Genomic DNA, 23,529 nt, shown 5'->3' with positions numbered 1-23,529 from the left:
TCAATGGCCTCCCGTACGTCGGTTGCGCCGCGAAGACAAGCGGTCGATAAACAGATTGACGCCAATGGTCAGGGTGCCGATGGCCAGGGCAGGAATCACGATGGCCGGCGCGCCCTGGTTGAGGCCGCCGATGTTTTCCCGCACCAGCGAACCCAGGTCGGCATCCGGCGGTTGCACGCCCAGGCCGAGGAAGCTCATGCCGCTGAGCAGCAGGACGATGAAGCCGAAACGCAGACCCAGGTCGGTCAGCACCGGGTTGAGCATGTTCGGCAGGATTTCCACACAGGCGATGTACAGCCGGCGTTCGCCACGGGTGCGGGCCACTTGCACGTACTCCAGGGCCTCGATGTTCACCGCCATGCTGCGGGCGATACGAAACGCCCCCGGCATGAAGCTGAGCACCGCCGTGCAGATCAGCAGGGTCACTGACGAGCCGAACGCCGAGACCATGATCAGCGCCAGCATCTTGCTCGGGATCGAAATGAAGGCATCCATCAGGCGGCTGATCAGCTCGTCCAGCCACTTCGGCGAAACCACCGACAGCAGCGCGCAACTGGTGCCCAGCCCACTGGCCAGTACTGCCGCCACCAACGCCAGGCCCACCGTGAAGCGCGCGCCCACCAGAATGCGGCTGAGCATGTCGCGGCCCAGATAATCGGTGCCCAGCGGATAAGCGGCGCTGAGGTTATCGAAGACATTGTCGGAGACCACTTCCCCCACCGGGTGCGGCGCCAGCCATGGCCCGAAGATCGCCACCAGCAACCAGATCACGCACATCGCGGCGCCGATCAGGCCGAGCCAGGGGGTTTTGCGCGCCACCTTGCCCAAGGCCAGTTCGGGCGCCGCAGGCGGGGATTTCACAATGAGATTGTTCATTGGTTTCTCAGCCTCGGATTGGACAGGATCGCGCACAGGTCAGCCACCAGCACCAAGATCAGGTACGCCGTACAAAACAGCATGGTGCAGGCCTGGACCAGCGCCATGTCGCGGTTGGTCACGGCATCGACCATCAGGCTGGCGATGCCGGGATAGTTGAAAATCGTCTCGACGATCACCACCCCACCCAGCAGGTAGGACAGGCTCAGGGCGATGGCATTGGCGATCGGCCCGATGGCATTGGGCAAGGCATGGCGCAGCACCACCCGCACCGGGCTCACGCCTTTGAGGCGGGCCATTTCCACGTAGGGGCTGTCAAGTTGATCGATCACCGCCGCCCGGGTCATGCGCGCCATTTGCGCGACGATGACGCAGCACAGGGTCATCACCGGCAAGGCATAGGTGCGCATGAATTGCAGCGGCGAAGTGATCTCGCTGGAATAGGACAGCGCCGAAAGCCAGCCCAGGTTCACCGCGAAAATCAGCACGGCAAGGGTGGCGACCAGGAACTCCGGCACCGCCACCATCGTCAGGGTGAAGAAGCTCAGGAAGCCGTCGATGCGCCCCCCTCGCCCCATCGCCGAGCCGATGCCCAGGATCAACGCCACCGGCACCGACACCAGCGCCGTGGCCGCCGCCAGCATCAGGGTGTTGGGCACCCGGCCAGCCATCAACTCGCTGACTGGCGTGGCGTTGGAGATCGACACGCCCATGTCACCGCTGAGCAGGCTCATCAACCAGTGCAGGTAGCGCAACACACCCGGTTGGTCCAGGCCCATCTTCACCCGCAGCGCCGCCACTTGCTCAGGCGTGGCGAACTGTCCAAGGGACTGTTGCGCCGCGTCTCCCGGCAACACCGCCGTAATGGCGAACACCACCATCGATACGATCAACAGGGTCACGACCGCAGCGCCCAGGCGCCGGCCGATCAACCAAAGTGTGTTGCTATTCATCGCCCTACCCCTTGTGCCATGTCACGCCGCAAGACAACACGCATCAAGCGTCAAGCCAGACTTGCTCAGCGAACATATAGCCCATGAAACCGCCCAGTGGGTTGGTGCCATAACCTTTGACGCGTTGGTCGACGCCATCGATGTTGCTGATGAACACCGGGATGCCGATGCCGCTGTGGTTATGCACCAGGGTCTGCATATCCGCGTACATCTTGCCGCGCTTGGCTTCATCGGTTTCACCGCGAGCCTGGATCAGCAGTTGGTCGAACTGCGGGTTTTTCCAGCCGGATTCGTTCCACGGCGCCGTCGACTGGAAGAACTGCGAGAACAACATGTCGGCGTTAGGCCGCGGGTTGATGTTGCCGAAGCTCAGCGGGTGCTTGGCCCAGTGGTTGGACCAGTAGCCGTCGCTCGGCAGCCGATTGACGTTGAGCTTGAGCCCGGCTTCCTTGGCCGATTGTTGCAGCAACACGGCAACGTCGACCGAACCGGTGGCGGCCGGCGAGCACATCACCGGCATGCTGATGCTTTCCATGCCGGCCTTCTTCAGCAGGAAACGGGCCTTCTCCGGATCGTAGGTCCGTTGTGGCAGGTCGGCGTTGTAGAAGCGTGCGCCGGGCGCAATCGGGTGGTCGTTACCGACCCTGGCGAACCCACGGAAGATCGCCGACTTGACCTGTTCGCGGTCCAGCAGCAGTTTCATCGCCTCGGTGAACTCCGGGCTCTGGCCGGGCATCTGGTCCTGGCGAATGATCAGGTCGGTGTAGTTACCCGACGGCGAGTCCACCACGCGATGGGTGGTGCTGTCCTTGATGCGTGTGGTCGAGCGCGGGTTGACCTCGTTGATGATCTGCACGTCGCCCGACAGCAACGCGTTGACCCGTGACGGCTCGTCACCGATGCCAATGAATTCGATTTCGTCGAGATACGGCAGGCCAGGCTTCCAGTAGTTGGTGTTGCGCGCACCGATGGAACGCACCCCAGGCTTGAACTCCTTGACCTTGAACGGGCCGGTGCCGATGCCCTGGTTGAAGTCGCTGGTGCCCTCGGGGACGATCAACAGGTGGGAAATGGCAAGGATCGATGGCAGCTCGGCATTCGGGCCGCTCAGGCGTATCTGCACTTCATGGGTGCCCGTGGCCTTGACCTCGGCAAACTGCTCGGCCAGCGGCAAGACCTTGGAACCGGTGATCGGGTCCTTGTGACGCATCAGCGAAAACACCACGTCGGCGGCGGTGAGGCCCTTGCCGTTGTGGAAGGTCACTTCCTTGCGCAGGGTAATCACCCAGAGCGTGGCATCGGTGGTGTCGATGCGTTCGGCCAGTTCCAGTTGCGGCACCATGTGGCTGTCGAAACGCGTCAGGCCGTTGTAGAACATGTAATGGCGCACGTAGTCCGTGGACGATGAGCCTTTGGCCGGGTCCAGGGTATCGGCGGTGGAACTGGAGATACCAGCGACCCGGATACGCCCGCCGGGCTTGCCTTTGCCGGGGCTTGCCTGCTCATCGGCAAGCAGTTTGCCGGCGGCGCCGAACAGGCTGCCGGCACCCGCCGCGGCCACACCGGCCAGCCCGAGCATCTGCAATGCATGGCGGCGCGACATGCCGCGGTTGAGCCCTTCGAAAACACGCAGACTTTCTGTACCGGTGATCAACTGGTCTTTGATGCCGTTTTTAGTGTCACTCATGTCAGTTCTACCTTTCGGAAAATGATAGGGCTCGATTACGTGCGTTAACGCAACGTGGTTGAAACGCCAAACAACGCGGTGAAACTCAGTGCAGGTAGTCCTGCAAGCGGTAATACGCGCCGACCAGCGGCAAAAACCAAGGCTTGCCGAAGTGCCCGGGAATGGCCGGCCAATCCAGTTCGCGCCAAGGGTTGGCCTCGACCTTGCCGGCCATGACCTCGGCCATCACCTGCCCCATGTGCACCGACATCTGCACGCCGTGGCCGCTGTAGCCCATGGAGTGGTAAACCCCGCCATGCTGGCCGGCCCGGGGCAAGCGATCGGAGGTCATATCCACCAGGCCGCCCCAGCAATAGTCGATCCGGGTGTTCGCCAATTGCGGGAACATCTGCACCATCGCCGCTTGCAACACCTTGCCGCTCTTGGCATCGGAAACACTGTCGGACATGGCAAACCGCGCACGGCCGCCAAACAGCAGGCGGTTGTCCGGGGTCAGGCGAAAGTAGTTACCGATCATGCGGCTGGTGACATAGGAACGCCGGGCCGGCAGCAAGCTGTCGATCAGCGCCTGGGGCAGGACCTCGGTGGCGATCACGAAGCTGCCCACCGGCACGATCCGCCGCCGATACCAGCCCAGGCCACCCTGCTGACAGGTACCGGTCGCCAGCAGGATCTGCGAGGCTTGCAGCGCCCCTTTGCTGGTGTTGACTCGATAACCGCCGGCACTGGCCTTCCAGTCCTGCACCGCCACGCCCTGGAAGATCAACGCACCGTGACGGGCGGCCGCTTCGGCCAGGCCGACGCCGAAACGCCCGACATGCATCTGCACACCATTGCGCTGCAACAGGCCACCGTGAAACTGCGCCGAATTGACTTCCGCCCGCGTCTCCTGGGCCGAGAGCAACTCGACCTCGGCATCGACTTCCTTGCGGATCAATTCACAGGTGCGCGCCAACCCTTCGTAGTGCATTGGCTTGGCGGCCAGCTTGAGTTTGCCGTTGCGCTTGAGGTCGCAAGCAATCTGCTCTTGCTCCACCAGCGTCACGACGCTCTGCACGGCGCTTTCATAGGCTTGGTAATACGCCCGAGCCTTGTCGGCGCCGAGGCTGGCGGTGAGTGCCGCGTAATCCTGGGCCACGCCGGTACTGCAATGCCCGCCGTTGCGCCCTGACGCCTCGCCAATCACCCTGCCCGCTTCCAGTACCGCCACGCTGGCCCCCTTCAAGGCCAGGGCCCGCGCCGCCGCCAGACCGGTGAAGCCGCCACCGACGATGGCGACATCGACCTGTCCGGGCAATCCGCCGAGCTGAGCACCGGTGAACGCCGGTGCGGTGTCGAGCCAATAGGACTCACTGCCCATGTCTAACCCCTTTCGCCTGCAAGCGTGCGTCGAGACTCAGAGCCCGACCAGCGCGGGCAACCCGCCGATGTCCGGGATCTGGTGGTAGCCAAAGGCAGCGTTGGCCGGATGTTCATGACCGCGGGCGACGAAGGCTTTGTGCTTGATCTTCATGTCGTGGGCCGACATCAGGTCGTAACGGAAGCTCGACGACACATGCAGGACGTCTTCCGGTCCGCAGCCAAGGTTATCGAGCATGAATTCGAACGCGGCCAGGCGCGGCTTGTAGGCCTGGGCCTGCTGGGCCGTGAAGACTTTATGGAAAGGTGCGCCAAGCTTGTCGACGTTGGACATGATCTGCTCGTCCATCGCGTTGGAAAAAATCACCAGGGGGATCTTGTCGGCGATTTTCGACAGGCCCGCCGGTACATCGGCGTGGGGGCCCCAGGTTGGTACGGCGTCGTAATAGAGCTGGCCTTCGCCACGATATTCGACGCCCCAACGCTTGCAGACCCGCATCAGGGAGGTCTTGATGATTTCATCATAGGGCCGCCAGTCACCCATCACCTGGTCCAGGCGATAAGCGGAGAAGTCCTTGACGAACTGGTCCATCTGGCCGGCATCGACACGGTCGGCGAACAGCTCGCGGGTCATGGTGCCCATCTGGAAATTGGTCAACGTGCCGTAGCAGTCGAAGGTGATGTACTTGGGTCGAAGAAAGCTCATGAGTGCGGTCCTGGATTGTTGTTGAAGGCTCGACGAGGCGAACGATGGCGCCTTTCGTGAGGCATCGGTGCAACGCTGCATCACGTTTTCATTACAACACCATGAGACCGTGGATAAATCGTTAAAAATACCGGCCGCTTGGTACAAACCACCGTTTTGCGGGGCTCGCTCAGCAGACTTTGCGGGATGCTCCAGGCGTGGGCGTCGTGCCCGTGTTTCTGTGGGTTTGGGGGCAGTTATGGTGCGCCAAACGGCTCTGCAAAGAGTTGTTTTCGGCAGAATCTACGCTTGGCGCAGCAGCTTCAGCATCCGCGATGGCGGTGGGTCTGCTTGCAGGTGTGGTGAATGGGCTGCCGTCATCGCGAGCAAGCTCGCTCCCACAGGGGGATGGTGGTGGACACAGGTTCAGGAAACGCCGCAGATCCATTGTGGGAGCGGGCTTGCTCGCGAAAGCGGTGGGTCTGCTTGCAGGTGTGGTGAATGGGCTGCCGTCATCGCGAGCAGGCTCGCTCCCACAGGGGGTTGGTGGTGGACACAGGTTCAAGGAACGCCGCCGATCCACTGTGGGAGCGAGCTCGCTCGCGATGGCGGTGGGTCGGTAGGAGCAGTGGCCTATTCAGACCTTCAGTTCGGTCTCCAGGAAACTCACCAACGCCTGCACCCGCGCGCTGCGCAGTTTGCGCGAGGGCACCAGCAGGTTGATGGGGGCGCTGTCGAATTGCCAATCGGCGAGCACCCGTACCAGGCGACCGTCGGCGACGGCTTTGCTGACGTCCCATTGCGAACGCAGCACCAGCCCCAGGCCCTGTTCGGCCCAGCGTCGGGCCACGCTGCCGTCGTTGCTCAACAAGGCAGGCTTGATCCGCAGGGTCTTGCGCCCGTGCGCATTGCGCAGGTGCCACAGGGTGACATCTTCATCGTTTTCACGAATACAGATGCAGCGATGCTCGGCGAGTTGCTCCGGCGCTAGCGGTATGCCGTTCTGCTCCAGGTAAGCGGGACTGGCGCACAGCCATCGGTCATTTTGCGTGAGGGGTCGGGCGACCCACTGGCTGTCGCTCAGGTGACCGATGTGAATCACCGCATCGCTGTCATGACGGTCAGGCCAGGGCGTTTCCCGGAGATCCAGATGCAGGCATAGCTGCGGGTGCAACCTGGCAAAACGCGCCAGCAACGGCGCGAGGCGTTGGCGTCCATAGCCGAACGGTGCCGCCAGCCTGAGGGTACCAACCAGTTGATCGTCTTGCTGCCTGAACGATTCGGGAAGCGCCTCCAGCTGTTCCAGCAACAGCGCACTCTGGCGCGAGAAACGCTCGCCGTCGGCGGTCAGGCTCAGCCGCCGGGCGTCGCGATTGGCCAAGGTCAGGCCCAGGAGCGTCTCCAGTTTGCGTAGGCGCATGGACAGCGCCGGCGGCGAGACATTGAGGGCCCTGGCAGCGGCACTCAACGATTCGCAGCGTGCCAGCGTCACGGCCATGCGCAGGTCTTCGAGGCTGATCATTCAGTTCAACTTAATGATTGATGACAGCGCATTGAACCACGGCTTTACGATGACTGAGTAGAGTCGAGCCTGTCTTTCACTCGCGAGCCTCGTTCATGCCAATCTCAATTGCTTCTCTCGATACCCCGGTCGCGCTCATCGATGTACCGCGAATGCTGCGCAATATCCAGCGCATGCAACAACGCATGGACGCCTTGGGCGTGCGTTTGCGCCCGCACATCAAGACCAGCAAATGCCTGCCGGTGGTTCGGGCGCAGCTTGCAGCAGGCGCCAGCGCCATCACCGTGTCGACCCTCAAGGAAGCCGAGCATTGCTTCGCCGAAGGCATCCGCGACATCTTTTATGCCGTGTCCATGGCGCCCGGCAAACTGGCCCAGGCCCTGACGCTGCGGCGCAAGGGCTGTCGATTGAGCATCTTGACCGACAGCCTGGCGGCGACGCAGGCCATCGTTGATTTCGGCAGGCAGCACGACGAACGTTTCGAGGTCTGGATCGAGATCGATTGCGATGGTCATCGGTCCGGCGTGCGCGTTGAAGACGATGCACTAGTCGACATCGCGCGACGACTCAGCGAAGGCGGCATGCAGCTTCGCGGCGTCATGACCCACGCCGGGTCCAGCTACGAGCTCGATACGCCCCAAGCGCTGCAAGCCTTGGCCGAACAAGAACGCTACCTCTGCGTCAGCGCCGCCCAACGCATCCGCACAGCCGGGCTGGCCTGCCCCGAGGTCAGCATCGGCTCCACACCCACGGCACTTTCGGCGCAAAGCCTGGAAGGCGTCACTGAAGTGCGCGCCGGCGTTTATGTGTTCTTCGACCTGGTGATGCACAACATCGGTGTTTGCCAGGCGGATGAGCTGGCCCTGAGCGTACTGACCACCGTGATCGGCCATCAGCAGGACAAAGGCTGGATCATCACCGATGCCGGCTGGATGGCCATGAGTCGTGATCGGGGTACACAGCGCCAGCAACGGGATTTCGGGTATGGGCAAGTGTGCAGCGAAGCCGGCGACTGGATCGAGGGGGCGCTGCTCACCAGCGCCAACCAGGAGCACGGCATCGTCACCCTTTCCAGTCCCGGGGACATCGATATCAGCGAGCGGTTTCCCATTGGCAGTCGCCTGCGCATCCTGCCCAACCACGCCTGCGCCACCGGTGCGCAATTCCCTGATTACCGCGCCTGCGATGCCTCGGGCGCGGTGTACACCTGGAGCCGTCTGCATGGCTGGTGAAATCGAGTTGATTCACACAACCCGGGCGGCCGCTGCGGGCGGACATTACACCCAGGCGGTCTTGCACCAGGGCGTCTTGTACGTGTCTGGACAACTGCCGGTACGCGCCGATGGCAGCCACAGCGTCGACCAACCGTTCGAAGTGCAAGCCGCCATCGTCCTGGACAACCTGATGGCGATTCTCGGCGCGGCAGGCCGCAGCCCCAGCGACCTGCTGAAAGTGACGGTCTATGTCGCCGGCATCGAACACTGGCCGGCTTTCGACCGGATCTACGCCCGCTACCTTGGCGAACACCGGCCCGCGCGTGCGGTGGTGCCCGTCCCGGCCTTGCATCATGGGTACCTGATCGAAATCGAAGCGCTGGCCCGTGCGCGCCCCTTCCCAACGGCATGAGATGAACCTGTGGCGAGGGAGCTTGCTCCCTCTTGAGTGCGAAGCGCTCACCGCTTTTTTGGGGCCGCTGCGCGACCCAGCGGGAGCAAGCTCCCTCGCCACAGGGGGGGCTGGGCCAGGTCTTGTATTGCTATTGAACCGCTGTCGAGGATTTTCGAGGGAACATCATGAAGGCACAAAAAAGCGACGTCTTGATTATCGGCGGCGGCATCATGGGGTCGGCGTCGGCGTTTTTCCTGCGCCAGCGTGGGCACTCGGTGACCCTGCTGGAACGCGACCTGATCGGCCAGTACGCCAGTGGGGTGAATTTCGGCAACGTGCGACGCCAAGGGCGATTCCTCGGCCAGCTGGAACTGTCGAATCGCTCGTACGGGTTGTGGAAACGGCTCCCCGAGTTGATTGGCGATGATCTGGAGTTCATCCCCAGCGGCCATATGCGCGTCTGTTATCGCGAGGATGAAATCGCCGAGCTTGAAGCCTACGCCGCCGCCCCCCAAGCCCGCGAACTGGACTTGCAGATCATCACCGGCAAGGCCTTGCACGCGCGTTTCCCGTTCCTCGGTGCGCAGGTCAAGGGCGGCTCGTACGCCCCTCACGACGGCCACGCCAACCCGCGCCTGGCCGCCCCGGCATTTGCCCGCGCGGCGACACGGGCCGGGGCCAGCATCCGCGAGCGAACAGAAGTCGCCACGGTGCAAAAGGTGAATGACCAGTTCCACGTGACCACCACCGACGGCCAGCTATTCATCGCTGAGCAACTGCTGATCACGGCGGGCGCCTGGGGGGCGAGGCTGTCGGAACAATTCGACGAAGCGGTGCCGTTGGAAGCCAATGGCCCACAGATGTCGGTCACCGAGCCGGTGCCCTATGCCTTGTCGACCGTGATCGGCGTGTTCACCAAAATAAAGGAAGAGGTGATTTATTTCCGGCAGATCCCCCGAGGCAACCTCATCATCGGCGGCGGCAACCGCTGCAAACCGGACATGATCAACCGTCGCGCCTACTTCAAGCCCGAGAGCCTGCTCAACCAGATGCATCAGATGAGCCGCCTGCTGCCCGGGGTGGCGAACCTCAACATTATCCGGGTGTGGAGCGGCATCGAAAGCTATACGCCAGACTCGCTGCCGATCATGGGGCCAAGCGGCAAGGTCAAGGGGTTGTTCTATGCCTTTGGGTTCTGCGGGCATGGCTTCCAGCTCGGCCCGGGCGTCGGTGACGTCATGGCCGAGCTGATCAGCACCGGCAGCACTCGCACCCTGATCAGCCCTTTTGATATTCGCAGGTTTACCGAACCGACCGCCCTGACAATGCCTCAGATGAGCACGCCTGGCACCGGCAGACTCATATGACACAAGCGACTGGGCGCCCTTTTTGCCCTGAACGGGCGCCGCCATTTTTTTCGCGAAGTTAGCCCGGCAGATACAGCAGATTCTTCTTTGCCAGGCTTGAGAACGGCATATCCCATCCGGGCCGCTTTGTTAGTTTATCGAGAAGAAAACGGCCTCAGGATCTGTCGCCGGCAGTGCTATCACCGCTCTATGGGAGCCCGTTGGATGACCACCCCCTTTTTGAACACCCCGCCCACGTCCCAGCAGTTCTATATCAATGGTGACTGGCAGTCTCCGGCATACCCGGCCACGCTGCCCGTGGTCAATCCGGCTACCGAGCAAGTCATTGCCGAGGTCGCCCGAGGGTCCGGCGAAGACGTTGACCGCGCCGTCGCGGCGGCTCGCGCAGCATTTCCCGACTGGTCCGCCACTTCGGTGCAAGCGCGCGTGGCGATCCTGGGAAAGATCCATGCGCTGATCCTTGAACGCAAAGAAGAACTGGCCCAGGTGCTCTCACTGGAAATGGGCGCGGCGATCGGCTTCGCGCGGGCCATGCAAGTGCCGCTGGCCGCCGAACACGTTCGGGTGGCCCGCGATGTGCTGTCCACTTACACCTTCCAGAAGATTGAGCATGGCACGGCCATTCAACGCGAACCCATTGGCGTCTGCGGCCTCATTACGCCGTGGAACTGGCCGCTGTATCAAATCACCGCCAAAGTCGCCCCGGCGATTGCCGCCGGTTGCACGGTGGTGTTGAAACCCAGCGAACTGTCGCCCCTGAGCGCCCTTCTCTTCGCACAATTGGTACATGACGCAGGCCTGCCTGCCGGCGTCTTCAACCTGGTGAACGGCAGCGGTGCCGAGGTCGGCGCGGCCATGGCGGCGCATCCAGACATCGACCTGATCTCCATCACCGGCTCGAACCGCGCCGGCGCACTGGTGGCCCAGGCCGCCGCCCCTACGGTCAAGCGCGTTACCCAAGAGTTGGGCGGCAAGTCACCGAACGTGCTGTTGCCCGACGCCGACTTCGCCAAGGCCGTGCCGCCGGGCGTGATGTCGGCATTTCGCAACGTCGGCCAATCGTGCAGCGCACCGACCCGAATGATCGTGCCAAGAAATCGGCTGGCGGAAGTCGAGGCATTGGCTGCCGCCACCGCCAACGCGATCATCGTGGGCGATCCGCAATTGGAAGAAACCGTACTCGGCCCCATCGCCAACGAGGCCCAGTTCAATCGCGTGCAAGCCATGATCGAAGTCGGCTTGCATGAAGGGGCCAAGCTTGTCTGCGGAGGCCCAGGACGACCGGAAGGTTTTGAACGAGGCTTCTACACCCTCCCCACGGTTTTCTCGCAGGTCGACAGCGCCATGCGCATCGCCCAGGAAGAAATCTTCGGCCCGGTGCTGTGCATCATTGCCTATGACACGGTGGATGAAGCCATCGCCATTGCCAACGACACCGTCTATGGGCTGGGCGCGCATGTCCAGGGCCAGGATCTTGAGCTTGCGCGCGCCGTTGCGTCGCGTATCCGCGCAGGGCAAGTGCTGTTGAACTACCCGGCGTGGAACCCGATGGCGCCCTTCGGCGGCTACAAGCGTTCGGGCAATGGCCGTGAGTATGGAGTTCACGGGTTCGAGGAGTATCTGGAGATCAAGGCGATCGTGGGGTTTGAGTGAGACAAAACCGATGTCATCAAATGACACGAAACCCACCGGGGTCATCCTTGGAATACCGCGTCGCGGCCCGGAGAATAGCCGGACCTCACTCGGCAGGAAACATCAATGCGGCAAATCAGCATCAATGACAAACCACTCAGGGGCCTCCATCGCCGCCTTCGTTCCATAGAGCGCTGGGCATCAAGTTTTCAAGACAACTTTTACCCAAGGCCTGGTGACAGGAAATATGCAAACTGGAAGATTCCTGTTCATGAGGCCTTGGTCGAAGGCCCTCAGGCCCGGATTGAAGTCCAGGCCTTCTGTATCCAACAATTGCTCGAAGCGGCAACCCATCTGTCCAATGCAGCTGATCGCTCACAGGGCTACTACCGGGTCGCGTGCCTGCTGACGTGGCCATGGGTACATCAGAGTGAAGTCACCCTCTTCTATGATCGGGACTATTACCTGCGGTTTCTCGGCGAAACCAATGCACTCAAACCGCAACTGCTCAGCCAGACACTCGCGTTACACACCCCGGCGCACTTCATAGAGCACGGGCATGACGTGACTCAAGCGGACGACGAAATCGCAGTTCAATGGTGGTGCATAGGTGAACCGGCCTGAAGTCACTCGTAACGGCAGGCGAGCCTCAGTCCTCGACCCGCCCTGTCCCCTCGCGATCATGCTCGTAGTGTCGGGTGAGCGGAAACGCCGGCAGCCAGGCCTCACGGCGCACGGTCCAGCTTTCGTAGGTGGGCATCAGTTGATCGGGGGCGTCCAGCGTCCCAAGGTGCACTTCTATTTCGTCACCCGAGCGGGCGAACAGCGACGAGCCGCAGCGGGGACAGAAAAAGCGCCCGGCGTAATCCCGTGTTTCACCTTCGATCGTCACGGCATCCTGTGGAAACACAGCGGCAGCGTAGAAGAGCGCGCCGTGATGCTTGCGACAGTCGAGGCAGTGACAGAGGCCAACCCGATACGGACGGCCTGAGGCTTGGATGCGAACGTTGCCGCACAGGCATCCGCCGGTGAATCGGTCCATGGAGGGCCTCCCTTACAACCGTTTAATAGGCCGTCGAGAACCCGCGAGCGACCGTTATCAGTAGAGATCAGCGTAGCGGCTAATCACGTTGAAAAAAGGTCGTATTAATCAGAAAACGCCCTGACGGGCGTTTTTGTCTAGCATCAGGGTAACCGTACCGCCAATGTGACTGCCGCGCCTTGAGGCGCGGCAGCTTGGGGCACTATTGCCAGTTGCTGGCAATCACAGCGTTCAACGAGGCCTGGTAGTTCTGCGGCAGTGAAGTCTCACCGGGAGCCGGTGGCGCGAAAGCGGCCATGGCGCCAACCAATTGATCGACCTGGTTGTCCAACAGGACCTTGCCATCGGCGGTACGGAACTGCTCGATGTTCTGGGCTTTCTCCCAGTTACCCGGCCCCCAGAACGACCATTTTGAGATCGTCACTTTATCGGTGGTGCCAATGACACTCACTTCCAGGTCCCAGCCGTTCTTACTGAACCAGAGTTGATTGGCGGAAATACCGGCACCGAACTGCAGCACATCGGTGTTGGCGTCCGGGTCGAAATCGTCAATATCATCCTGACCATCCCCACGCTCGAATCGATAAAGATCATTACCACGATCCCCACTCAACTGATCGTTGCCTGTTCCACCTATCAGGGTGTCGGAGCCTGTATCACCAGACAACCGGTCATCACCCGCCCCACCCTGCAAGGTGTCGGAACCTGTATCACCAGACAACCAATCATTACCCGCCCCACCCAGCAAGGTGTCGGAGCCTTCGCCACCGCTCAGTTCATCGGCCCCGTTGCCACCCGACAGCGTGTCGTTACCACCCAACCCGTAAAGTTTGTCATCACCGTCAAGGCCACTTAATGAGTCAGCCAGCGCATCCTCGCCGAACAGTGCATCGCTACCGGAAGTTGCCGTGCCCTTGGTCATGCTCTTGATGGTGTCGGCACTCCAGAGGGTTCCGTCGTCGAACTGGATCTGTTCGATCCGATACGCGCTGTTCGAGAACCAGCTGGAAGCGGTCAGCTTGTCGGTTGTTCCTGCAATGCCCACGAAAAGGTCGTAGGTATCACGACTGAGTTGGATATCGGACGGCTTGAGGCCTGCCCCTACCTTGATCGTATCCAGGTTACCCACCGAAGAGTCGTAGTCACTTATCCAATCCTGCCCGACCCCGCGGTAAAACTGGTAGGTATCGTTGCCGGCATCCCCATAAAGGGAATCATTGCCGGCGCCACCATCGAGCGTGTCCATGCCCGCGCCACCAAAGAGCTTGTCGCTGCCGGCGCCACCGTTCAGTGTGTCATTGCCCGACAATCCGTAGAGTGAGTCATCACCACCCAGTCCATTGAGGATATCGGCGCTGGACTCATCGCCTTGCAGGACATCATTGCCCTCACTCGCCACGCCCTTGGACAGGGTCGTCAGGGTTGCGGCGTCCCAGAGCGTGCCGTCGGCGAACTGAACCTGTTCAACCTGCGAGTCCGTGGAAAGGAACCATTCGTTGACGGTCAGCTTGTCGGTGGTACCGAGGATCGTCAGTTCCAGGTTGTAGCCCACACGAGCAACCTTGATGTCGCCTGGGCTGATCCCTTGGGCCAACTTGATCACGTCAAGATTGCCCCTGGTCCAGTCGCGATCGGAAATCAGGTCCTGACCACCACCACGCTGGAAGAGATAGGTGTCGTTGCCGGAACCGCCGTACAACGAGTCATTTCCCGCCCCACCGTCCAGCGTATCCAGCCCCATCCCACCGTCAAGCGTATCCCGACCCGCTCCACCGTTGAGCACATCGTTGCCGGCCAGGCCAGACAATTTGTCATCACCGTCAAGCCCGTCCAACCGATCGTTGGCTTCGTCACCGATCAACGTATCGGCGCCATTGGTGGCGACTTCTACCGACAGGCGCTTGAGATCGCTGACGGACCAGACGGTGCCGTCTACGAACTCGACGCGTTCAACCTGATAGTTGGCGTCGGTGTAGCTGTAGATGGTCATCCGGTCAGTGGTGTTCTTGATGGCGAGGTAAACATCGCTCCCCTCACGCTTGACGATGACATCGCCGGGATTGATGTCGGCGGCGACCTTGATCGTATCGCTGTTTCCAGTGGTCGAATCGAACTCCTGGACAGTGTCCTGACCCATGCCCCTGTAGAACAGATAGGTATCGTTGCCGGCGCCCCCCGACAATCGATCGCTACCGATACCGCCATCGAGGCGGTCGTTGCCGTTATCGCCATTCAGATAATCGTTACCCGCGCCACCGTTGAGGATGTCATTGCCATCCCCCCCGCCCAGCGAGTCGTTACCGGCGCCGCCTTCCAGTCGGTCGTCACCTGCCACACCGTAGACCTTGTCATCCCCCTCAAGCCCATCGAGTACATCGGCCCCGATGTCGCCAAACAACGTATCGGCAGCGCTGCTGGCGACGCCTTTGGTCATTTGCTTGAGGGCGTCAACTCCCCAGACTGTTCCATCGGCGAACTCGACGCGCTCCACGATGTAATTCGAATTACTGAAGAAGGTTATCGACAATTTATCGGTCGTGCCTTTGATCGCCAGCGTGAGGTAAGTCTGGTCCCGGCTGACGATGACATCGGCCGGGGCAATATCAGCCGCGACCTTGATGGTGTCGACGTTGCCGACCGTCCAGTCATAATCGATGACGCTGTCCTGGCCCATGCCTCGGTAGAACCGATAGGTGTCATTACCAAAATCGCCACGCAGGCTGTCATTGCCGGCGCCACCGTCCAAGGTATCGTTGCCGTCCCCACCGGAGATCCAGTCGGCGCCATCACCGCCGTTCAGCACATCGTTACCTTCCCGACCGTAAATCGAGTCATCACCGCCCAGCCCGTTGATGACGTTGCCCGAGGCATCGCCGTTGAGGCTATCGGCAGCCGCGGTGCCGTTGGTGACGGCTTGGGCATTGACCACGATGTCGAACACGTCACTGGCCACGGCAGCAGACAGGTCCACTGCTGAAACCTTGACCGAGACGGTTCCAGCCTGCGAAGGCGTGCCGCTGAAGGTGCGAGTGGCCGCATCGAATACCAGCCACGCAGGAAGCGCCGACCCGTTGGCCAACGTCGCCTGGTAGCTCAGCCGGTCCCCGGCATCGATATCCGTGAACGTGGTTGCCGGCAGCGCGAACGTCAAAGGCGCGCCCTCGACGACGGATTGGTCGGCAATGGCCTTGACCAGGACCGGTGCATCGTTGGTATTGCTGACCTGGACTTCAAAGCTATCGCTGACAGACAGCCCCGCCTTGTCGGTTGCCGTGACCCGGATCGCCACATTACCCACCGCGTCATTACCGGGCGTACCACTGAACGTGCGAGTCTTGGCGTCAAAACTCAACCAGGTGGGCAACGGCTTGCCGTCGGCAAGGGTTGCGCTCAGTTGGAGAGCGTCGCCCGTATCCGCGTCGACAAAGGCATTGGCCGCAAGGGTCAGGACGAAAGCGCTGTCCTCGGCGACCTTCTGGTCGACAATCGCTGTCGATACGGTTGGCGCCCGATTGGCCTGGGTCGACAGCGTCGCGGTGTTCCAGACCGTCCCGTTGGCGAATTCGATACGCTCGACGCTATGACCGCGAGCGGCCGTCCAGCCGGAGATGATTTGCTGGCCGTCATTCAGGCGCAGCACCATGCCCCGGGCCGAATGGTCGACAGCGACATCGCTTTCCTTGATACCCGCTTCGAACACGATGGTGTCAATGCCGCCAGCCGCTTCCAGGTCTTCACTGATGTGATCCTGGCCCTGGCCGACGCCGAATACGTAGCGGTCGTCGCCCCTGCCACCTTGCAGGAAGTCATCGCCCGCGGCCCCATACAAACGGTTATTGCGCTCGTTGCCGATCAGTTCGTTGCTCAGCTCATTACCAGTGGCATTCAAGGCCGGACCGGACAAGGTCAATGCCTCGACATTGGCCGCCAAGGTGTAGTCGAGGGTGGAAATCACCTTGTCATTGCCGCCGTTGAGGTCTTCCACGACGGCGTCACTGGCGTTATCCACGAAGTAGGTGTCGTTGCCCAGGCCACCGATCATCCGGTCTGCGCCTTGGGCCCCGTCTAGACGGTTATCGGCAACGTTGCCACGCAGGACATTGTTGGCCGCGTTGCCCGTGGCATTGATCGCCGCGTTACCGGTCAGGCTCAGGTTTTCCAGGTGGTTGGCGAGCGTAAAGGAGACCGAGGAATTGACGGTATCGGTGCCCGCGCCTTCGGATTCGACGATCCGGTCGGAACCGTCATCCACGCCATAGGTATCGTCGCCCAGACCGCCGATCATCACGTCGGAGCCGCCGGCGCCATTGAGAATGTTGTTTGCGCTATTGCCCACCAAACGGTTGGAGAGCTCGTTACCGGTCCCATTGATGGCGGCACTGCCCAGTAGCTGCAAAGACTCCACCTCACTGGCCAAAACATGGCTGACACTGGACTTGACCACGTCATAGCCACCGCCTACGACTTCCTTGATGACGTCCCCCGCGTTATCGACGATGTAGGTATCGTCCCCCATCCGCCCTTCAAGGACATCGGCGCCTGCACCCCCGTCGAGCGTGTTGCCTCCGGCGTCGCCAACCAACAGATCATTTGCGCCGGTACCGCTCAGCAGCACCTTGGGTTGTGTTACCGCTTGGCCGAAAATGAAATTGGCTGCCGAGAGCTGGCCGGCAGTTACGCCTTTAAGCGTGATGTACTGAGTACCGCTGGCCATCGTGCCCAGCCAGACCCGCAGATAGACCTCGCCGTCGACGGTCACGTTGCTGAAGTTCAAGTCAGCAAAACTGTGTACCGCGCGAATCTGCGAAAGATCGATCTTCTCGTTGGGATTGGCGACTTCGAAGTCATCGATCAGGTTACCCATGATCCCCTGCGAGGCACTGGCCAGCAGGTCTTCGACCAGCACAAAACGGTCATTACCGGCACCACCCGCGACGGAGGCGCCGGTGTGCGTGGCGGCACCGCTCAGGTTGATGTTCGGTGACAGCACGGTGGTGAAGGCATGGTCCTCGATGGCCTGGTCACCTTCGAGGTAGAGGACATCGTTGCCGGCGTCCCCCCCCAGGTAATCCAGCCCGACATCGCCACGCAATACATCATCGCCAGCGCCGCCACGGATGACATCGTAGCCTTCGCCTCCGCTGATAATGTCATTGCCACCCACGGTCGAGGCCGTCGAAGACTCGCCAACCAGTACATCGTCACCCTGGCCACCTACGATCGTATCGGCACCGGTGCCGCCAAATACGCGCTCGCCACCATCGTGGGCCCAATACAGGAAACTACCGGTCACGTCCGGCAGATTGCGCTCGGTATTGGCACCGCTGAGCCCGAAACCGTAGCCAGAAGCCTGCTCCAACCGACTCAGGCGCACACCTTCCGGGATGTGAACGAAGTTCTTTAGCGTCAGGCCTTCGGACTGAACGTTCTTGAGTAGCAGGACTTGCCCATCCGCCAGGCTCAACCGAGTGTCGGCGCCTTGTTGGGTAATGGTCGCCGCCGTATAGACCTCGTCATCAAAGCCGGACAGAACGATTCGGTCAGTACCGATCACAAAATCAGTGACGGTGTCGATGTCGCCCGCGGCCTTGTCGATCACGAAATAATCCGTGTCGGCGCCGCCGGTCAATGTGTCATTGCCCTTGCCGCCGATGAGCGTATCGACGCCGGCACCACCCGACAACACATCGTCACCACGACCACCGGAGAGATGGTTGTCCGCAGCGTTACCAATCAGCGTGTCGGCGAATTCACCCCCGATCAGGTGCTCGATCTGCGCGGCATTGGTGATCGCCAAGCGAGCGCCGGCCAGGGTGGCCTCGCCTTTGGACAAATCGATCACGCTGGCACTGGAGATCGCCGCCGCGTTGATCGTGTCCTGACCACCGTCGGTGTCGTTAAGCGCATTGCGCCCGCCCGAAGCGGCCAGTTGGGCGTACTCGTTGGTGTACACATACTGGTCGTCAATCGTATCGCCCTTGCCGTAGACGTTCAGGCTCCAGCTGTTGAGCGTCCCGGTATCGCCGGTCACGCTGTCGATCACTTGCAGCGTCCAGTTCCCTTGCACCGCTTCGCCACGCAGCAGAGCCGTGCCAAAGACATAGTTCAAGGTGTTGTGACCGTCAAAATCGGCATTGCCACGATCAGTCGCCGCGCTGCCCGGGGCTTTGCCCGGACGATTCATCAGGATGGATTCAGTGCCCGACGGCGAGATCAACTTGAGAATCAGGTCCCCTGGCCGCGCATGGCTCAGGTTGACCTTGACCTCGACATGCTCGGCCAAAATGTCGACCGCTCCCATCGTCAGCGAATGGCTGATGCCGGCGCCCTGTCCGTCGGTAATCGCGCGGTTGAGCGCGCCGGATTCCAGCGGGTTCGTCAGGCGCAACTCATTACCCAACGTCTGCTGGATATTCCAGGTTTCCGCCAAACGCACCGCGGCCCGGGCATCGACTTCGCCATAACCGTAGTCGTGGCTGACGTGCATGCCGCCGCCGTTCCAGTTCTGACTACCGTTGGTCTGCCACGAGGTCGTGGGGTCGTTCACCTTACGGGCCGAAATCGCCAGGATCTGCTGCACATCGCGATAACCCAGCTCCGGATTGGCTTCCAGCATCAAGGCCACGATGCCGGAGACAATAGGGGCTGCGAAACTGGTGCCTTGGGAAACGCTGGTGTCGCCGCCGAACGTGGACCCGTTGTCGTTCTGCACCAAACGTGAGGTCGACGTGACGTTCGAGCCCGGCGCGCTGACCAGGATGCTGGCGCCAGGGCTGGAGAACGGTTTCCCGCCCAACTGCAACGCCCCCAGGTCGGTGGTGGCGTTGATCGCGCCGACCACGATGCTGCTGCGGGTGTTGGAGACGTTCGAGTAGTTGGTGTTACCGCCCTTCTCCCGATCGTTGCCGCCCGCCGTGACAATCACCGTGCCCAAACCGTGGCGTCCTTCGTCGATGGCCTGGTAATAGGCCGTCGGCAACGTTCCCAGCTCGGTGGGGCTGAACTTCAGGTCGAAGTGAAAGTTGCTGCCCCAGCTGTGGTTCACCACATCGTATTCATACATGTGGGACATGTTGCTGAAATCGTCTTTATTGACCCAGTAACCGGCCACCGTGGCGTCGTAGGCGACACCGACACTGCCCTCGCCATTGCGGGCGGCGACCATCACCCCGGCGACCAGGGTCGCGTGGTCGCTGAACTTGCCACCGCTGCCCTCGCCCGCCATCTGCCCCGGCGTGGCATTGGCCAGCCAGTTCTGGTCGATGTTGTCCTTCAGGTCGGCGTGGCGGTAATCGAGGATTTCCTTGGTCGTGCCGAACGGACTGTTGGTCTCGATCTCGGCGATCCTGACACCTTTGCCGGTGTAGTCTTTCCAGACCGGCAGGATGTTCGCCTGGGACAGATACCACTGATCAGTCACCAGCGGATCGTCGGGCAGGTCCGATGTCTTCAGATAGACAGCGGCACGCATCGTCGCGCTTTCGCCGGTGCCCATGTTGACGATCGTACTGGCCTCGTTGCCCTTGGCATCAGCGACGGTGTACTTGAAGCCCATGATGCCGGTGAAGGTGGCGTCCGGCGTGAACAGCACGTCGCCGGCCTGGGTCACGACGGCGGTTCCGCCCACCACATCGAACAAGCCGGTGATGTGCAGCGCGTCATGCTGCCAATCGATGTCGTTCTGCAGCAGTTGTTCCTTGCCGATCAAGTGCGCGCTGGTGCGCTCGAACTCGACACCGCTTTTATCCTTGCTCAGGACATCCTTGACCAGCAGCGCATTCTCCATGCCCGCGCTGGTCGCGGTCGGGATCTCCACCAGCTTCAGGTTCTTGAAGTTGGCTTTCTCGACGTTCTGCAGAAAATCCGTACCATCGCGGCCAGCCACGGTATCGCTGATCCAGACGCCTTCGGCGGTCCGGGTAATGCGGTAATCGCTGAAATCGCCGGACAGCTCGATGACGTCTACACCGTCACCGCCACTGATCGTATCGTCACCCTCGCCGCCGATCAGAACATCGTCACCAGCGCCGCCACTCAGGTTATCGTCCTCCAGACCGCCATCGATCAGATCGTTACCTTCCCCGCCCATGACCTGGTCTTGCCCGCGGTGACCGCGCAGGACATCATTACCGGCACCGCCGTTGATGAAGTCATCGCCATCCTCGCCGGATAAGGCATCGTTGGCCGACCCACCTACCAGGACATCATCACCGTCACCACCGCGTATATAGACCGTGCTGTGCCCCCCCGCGATAAAAACATCATTACCCCGGCCGCCCTGTGCGATCTCGATTTCAGCCTCGGTCAGATTGAGGGTGACACCTCGGTCGCCCATCACCTGAACAATATCGGTACCGGCACCGCCGTGGATATTGATCGCCAGATCATCGGCGTCGATCAACAGCACATCGTCCCCTGCCCCCGCCTGGAAGCTGTCACTGCCTTGCCCGCCGGCCAACCAGTTACTGCCGGCATCGCCAAGCAGGACGTCACGACCCACGCCACCACTGGCATTGCTGACGCCTTTTTGCGCGACATCAATGGTTTCCCCGGATGTAGAGGAAGAGGCATAGGCGCTGACCGGGGCTACTTCGCCCCCGCCCTGAGTCGAAACGATAGTGCCATTGCCACTGGCGCTGAATGTATGACCGTTGGGGTTGGCCAGGAAATTGGCCGCAATCGCTTCCTTACTGATACCGTTTTGCACGAACGTGCCACGGGCCAATACTTCGTTGCCATCGCGGACTTCGCCGTTTTGCACGGTGTTGGCAAGATTGATGTTGGTAATGCCAAGCTCGCTCAAAGTGCGAACTTCGCTGGCCTCCCCGGCATCGACGGCATTGTTGCCGTTGCTATCGACCCAGCTTTTACCGTCGTGATTCGCGTCGACCCATACCTTCACGCTGGACCAGGCGTCATCACGATTATCGAAAAGGTTGTCGCCATTGCTGTCGAGGCTTTTCAGCGCGGCAAAACCATTGGCAAAAGGCTTTTCTCCGGTGTTTCCGCCGGTGCCCGTCGCCCCGCCGAAGTACTCGGAAAGGGTTTCACTGATGTTGTCGATCTTGCCATTGTTGTTGCGATCGACAACAACGATTCCGTCCTGCGCACTGACCCAGCCGGTTTCCTCCAGGCTGCCACCATCATTATCGACGTCGAAGAGCACCGGGTTGCTGAGATAGTCAGTCAACCGAACGCCGTCACCATTGAGATCGAGCACCAGCGGGTCAGTCGGAAGCGTCAGGCGTGCCTGGGCATTACCGGAGTTGAGCCATGCACCTGCCTGTCCTGAGTTACTGCCGAATGAAATCCCGTTGCTGGCACCGCGCAGGCTGAAGTCGAACACTTCCTTGACCGTGTTCACGTTACCCGGCCGGTAACCATCAGCGAGAATCTGCGTCGCCGCAGCAGCAAAGGTGTTGTTGACCCAACTACCTTGCATCTGATTGACGTTCAGTTTGTTTGGATCATAGGTGATCGCCCAACCACCACCGCTGCGGACCAATCCATCTGCCACTTGTGCGGCGCTTTGCTCGTGGTCTGTTGCGCCTTTTTCTACAACCGCGCCAGCATTATTGATGTTGAGCTGAAAGAAGTTATCGCTGACCGCCGGAATGGAAACAACACCCACATATTTTTTAATTTGCTCGGCATTCTCAAGATAGACTTCCCCGCCACTGACACCGCCACCTGGCTTGGGCGCATATTGAGCGCCCGGCGATTCTGCAGCAAACTTATCCGCTCGCTCGGTCGCCCATTCCTTCCCGTTGTTGTAATAGGTGATCAGAACGGCATCTTGGGTGTCTTGGTCATAGGAACTCCACGCAGACGAGGCTCGGGAGGAGTAAAAGGCCTGGCCTTCCTGCAGCATCAGCGCTGCGAACTTCAGGCTCAAGACATTATCTTGGTCCGAAAGATCGCTGACCAGCAACTTATAATCCTGATTGTAATTCTTTATCCCTAACGGATCCGCATCAGGATTATGATCTATATATGTTTTTAGCAGATCAATAGCCGTCAAAATCTTGATATTACCCGGCCCTACATCATTAAGCACAGGGTTATCAAATTTAATAGTAATTTTGTCCACTAATCCTGCACTGACGACATCTTTCAAAATCTGCTGATTGGATTTCGTAGCTTCATAGTTCCTCAAAATCTCATCATGACTGTATCGACTAACCAATTCCGTTTGAACCTGATCGACCAGACCAACAGATTCATACTCCTCGCCAATGGCGCCCAATATCCCTTGGGCCGTGACGTCTGGAGCACCCAATGCCCTGGCAACTTCCTTAGCTTTTTCAGAATTATTCTTTATATAATCAAACGTAGACTTGCTAAACGACATCGCTCAATTCCCTATGATTAAAATATAAGATCCGCACTTAAAAAACACTTATCAAGAGCCATCCCAGAAAAAAAGGATAGATCCAAGAAAAATACCATGAGCAGCTATTGATCCTATTGACGCCCAAAGCCCGAGCATCTCCAGATAATTTTTTCTCAACATCACTCCGAGTAAAAAAAGCCCCCCACCCAACCAGCCGAGCTGGGCAAACGCCAGCGCTTCTATAACAATAATCGCTGGTGCCCATCTGTCTCCACCAGCCCCATAGATCCAGTAAAAAAAACAATAAAATGACAGTGGAATGCTACATAACCCGACAACGAGATATGATGTACGAGCAAGCTTGAATTTTATTGCCAAGAGCATGACCAAGATCAAACTCAAGTACACAACACTCGCATCTAAACTTCGAAAAAAAACCTTAAGCTCATCCATTAGAACCCGCCT

Annotated in this window: 15 protein-coding genes; 6 read left to right on the top strand and 9 right to left on the bottom strand. The window is 60.3% G+C overall.

Annotation, left to right across the window (positions count from 1 at the left end):
* From ASC85_RS09215 to ASC85_RS09190, 6 genes are all read right to left on the bottom strand, one after another.
* Positions 1-876, bottom strand: a complete 876-nt coding sequence (locus ASC85_RS09215; protein WP_057449090.1) for an ABC transporter permease — start codon at positions 874-876, stop codon at positions 1-3.
* Positions 873-1,829, bottom strand: coding sequence for an ABC transporter permease (locus ASC85_RS09210; RefSeq protein ID WP_057449089.1), 957 nt, complete (start codon positions 1,827-1,829; stop codon positions 873-875). The genes ASC85_RS09215 and ASC85_RS09210 overlap by 4 nt, the downstream gene beginning before the upstream one ends.
* 43 nt (positions 1,830-1,872) lie before the next feature.
* Complete coding sequence (locus ASC85_RS09205; protein WP_057449088.1) at positions 1,873-3,516, bottom strand: ABC transporter substrate-binding protein; 1,644 nt, start codon at positions 3,514-3,516, stop codon at positions 1,873-1,875.
* 85 nt (positions 3,517-3,601) lie between these two features.
* Positions 3,602-4,876: an NAD(P)/FAD-dependent oxidoreductase gene (locus ASC85_RS09200; RefSeq protein ID WP_057449087.1), complete on the bottom strand. Its 1,275-nt coding sequence runs from the start codon at positions 4,874-4,876 to the stop codon at positions 3,602-3,604.
* Positions 4,877-4,912: 36 nt separating this feature from the next.
* On the bottom strand, positions 4,913-5,581 hold the full coding sequence (locus ASC85_RS09195) for a haloacid dehalogenase type II (protein WP_003203206.1): 669 nt from the start codon (positions 5,579-5,581) through the stop codon (positions 4,913-4,915).
* Between the two features lie 616 nt (positions 5,582-6,197).
* On the bottom strand, positions 6,198-7,082 hold the full coding sequence (locus ASC85_RS09190) for a LysR family transcriptional regulator (RefSeq protein WP_057449086.1): 885 nt from the start codon (positions 7,080-7,082) through the stop codon (positions 6,198-6,200).
* 95 nt (positions 7,083-7,177) lie between these two features.
* On the opposite strand from ASC85_RS09190, the gene ASC85_RS09185 reads away from it, so the two are divergent.
* The 5 genes from ASC85_RS09185 (at position 7,178) to ASC85_RS09165 (ending at position 12,313) form a co-directional block, all read left to right on the top strand.
* The gene (locus ASC85_RS09185; protein ID WP_057449085.1) at positions 7,178-8,314 is read left to right on the top strand and encodes a DSD1 family PLP-dependent enzyme; all 1,137 of its coding nucleotides are present in this window, start codon (positions 7,178-7,180) and stop codon (positions 8,312-8,314) included.
* Entirely contained in the window at positions 8,304-8,708 is a 405-nt protein-coding gene (locus ASC85_RS09180; protein WP_057449084.1) for a RidA family protein, read from the top strand. The genes ASC85_RS09185 and ASC85_RS09180 overlap by 11 nt, the downstream gene beginning before the upstream one ends.
* Before the next feature lie 167 nt (positions 8,709-8,875).
* Complete coding sequence (locus tag ASC85_RS09175; protein ID WP_057449083.1) at positions 8,876-10,057, top strand: NAD(P)/FAD-dependent oxidoreductase; 1,182 nt, start codon at positions 8,876-8,878, stop codon at positions 10,055-10,057.
* Between the two features lie 204 nt (positions 10,058-10,261).
* A complete protein-coding gene (locus ASC85_RS09170; RefSeq protein WP_057449082.1) occupies positions 10,262-11,710 on the top strand; it encodes an aldehyde dehydrogenase family protein in 1,449 nt (482 codons plus the stop codon).
* A 105-nt stretch (positions 11,711-11,815) separates the two neighbouring features.
* The gene (locus tag ASC85_RS09165; RefSeq protein WP_024617415.1) at positions 11,816-12,313 is read left to right on the top strand and encodes a DUF3916 domain-containing protein; all 498 of its coding nucleotides are present in this window, start codon (positions 11,816-11,818) and stop codon (positions 12,311-12,313) included.
* Between the two features lie 25 nt (positions 12,314-12,338).
* On the opposite strand, the gene ASC85_RS09160 is transcribed toward ASC85_RS09165, so the two are convergent.
* Both ASC85_RS09160 and ASC85_RS09155 read right to left on the bottom strand, forming a co-directional pair.
* Positions 12,339-12,731, bottom strand: coding sequence for a GFA family protein (locus ASC85_RS09160; RefSeq protein WP_057449081.1), 393 nt, complete (start codon positions 12,729-12,731; stop codon positions 12,339-12,341).
* Between the two features lie 202 nt (positions 12,732-12,933).
* On the bottom strand, positions 12,934-22,173 hold the full coding sequence (locus ASC85_RS09155) for a calcium-binding protein (protein WP_162254872.1): 9,240 nt from the start codon (positions 22,171-22,173) through the stop codon (positions 12,934-12,936).
* Between ASC85_RS09155 and ASC85_RS32465 the strand changes: the two genes are divergently transcribed.
* Complete coding sequence (locus ASC85_RS32465) at positions 22,168-22,695, top strand: hypothetical protein (RefSeq protein ID WP_162254871.1); 528 nt, start codon at positions 22,168-22,170, stop codon at positions 22,693-22,695. The genes ASC85_RS09155 and ASC85_RS32465 overlap by 6 nt on opposite strands.
* Positions 22,696-23,133: 438 nt before the next feature.
* Here ASC85_RS32465 and ASC85_RS09150 read toward each other — a convergent pair whose 3' ends face one another.
* The gene (locus tag ASC85_RS09150) at positions 23,134-23,517 is read right to left on the bottom strand and encodes a hypothetical protein (protein WP_057449079.1); all 384 of its coding nucleotides are present in this window, start codon (positions 23,515-23,517) and stop codon (positions 23,134-23,136) included.
* Positions 23,518-23,529: the final 12 nt, after the last annotated feature.

This window comes from Pseudomonas sp. Root401 (genome assembly GCF_001425105.1).
In the GTDB taxonomy this organism is placed as follows: domain Bacteria; phylum Pseudomonadota; class Gammaproteobacteria; order Pseudomonadales; family Pseudomonadaceae; genus Aquipseudomonas; species Aquipseudomonas brassicacearum.
Note: the sequence above shows the minus strand (reverse complement) of the source record. Positions and strands in the feature narration are given on the sequence as shown.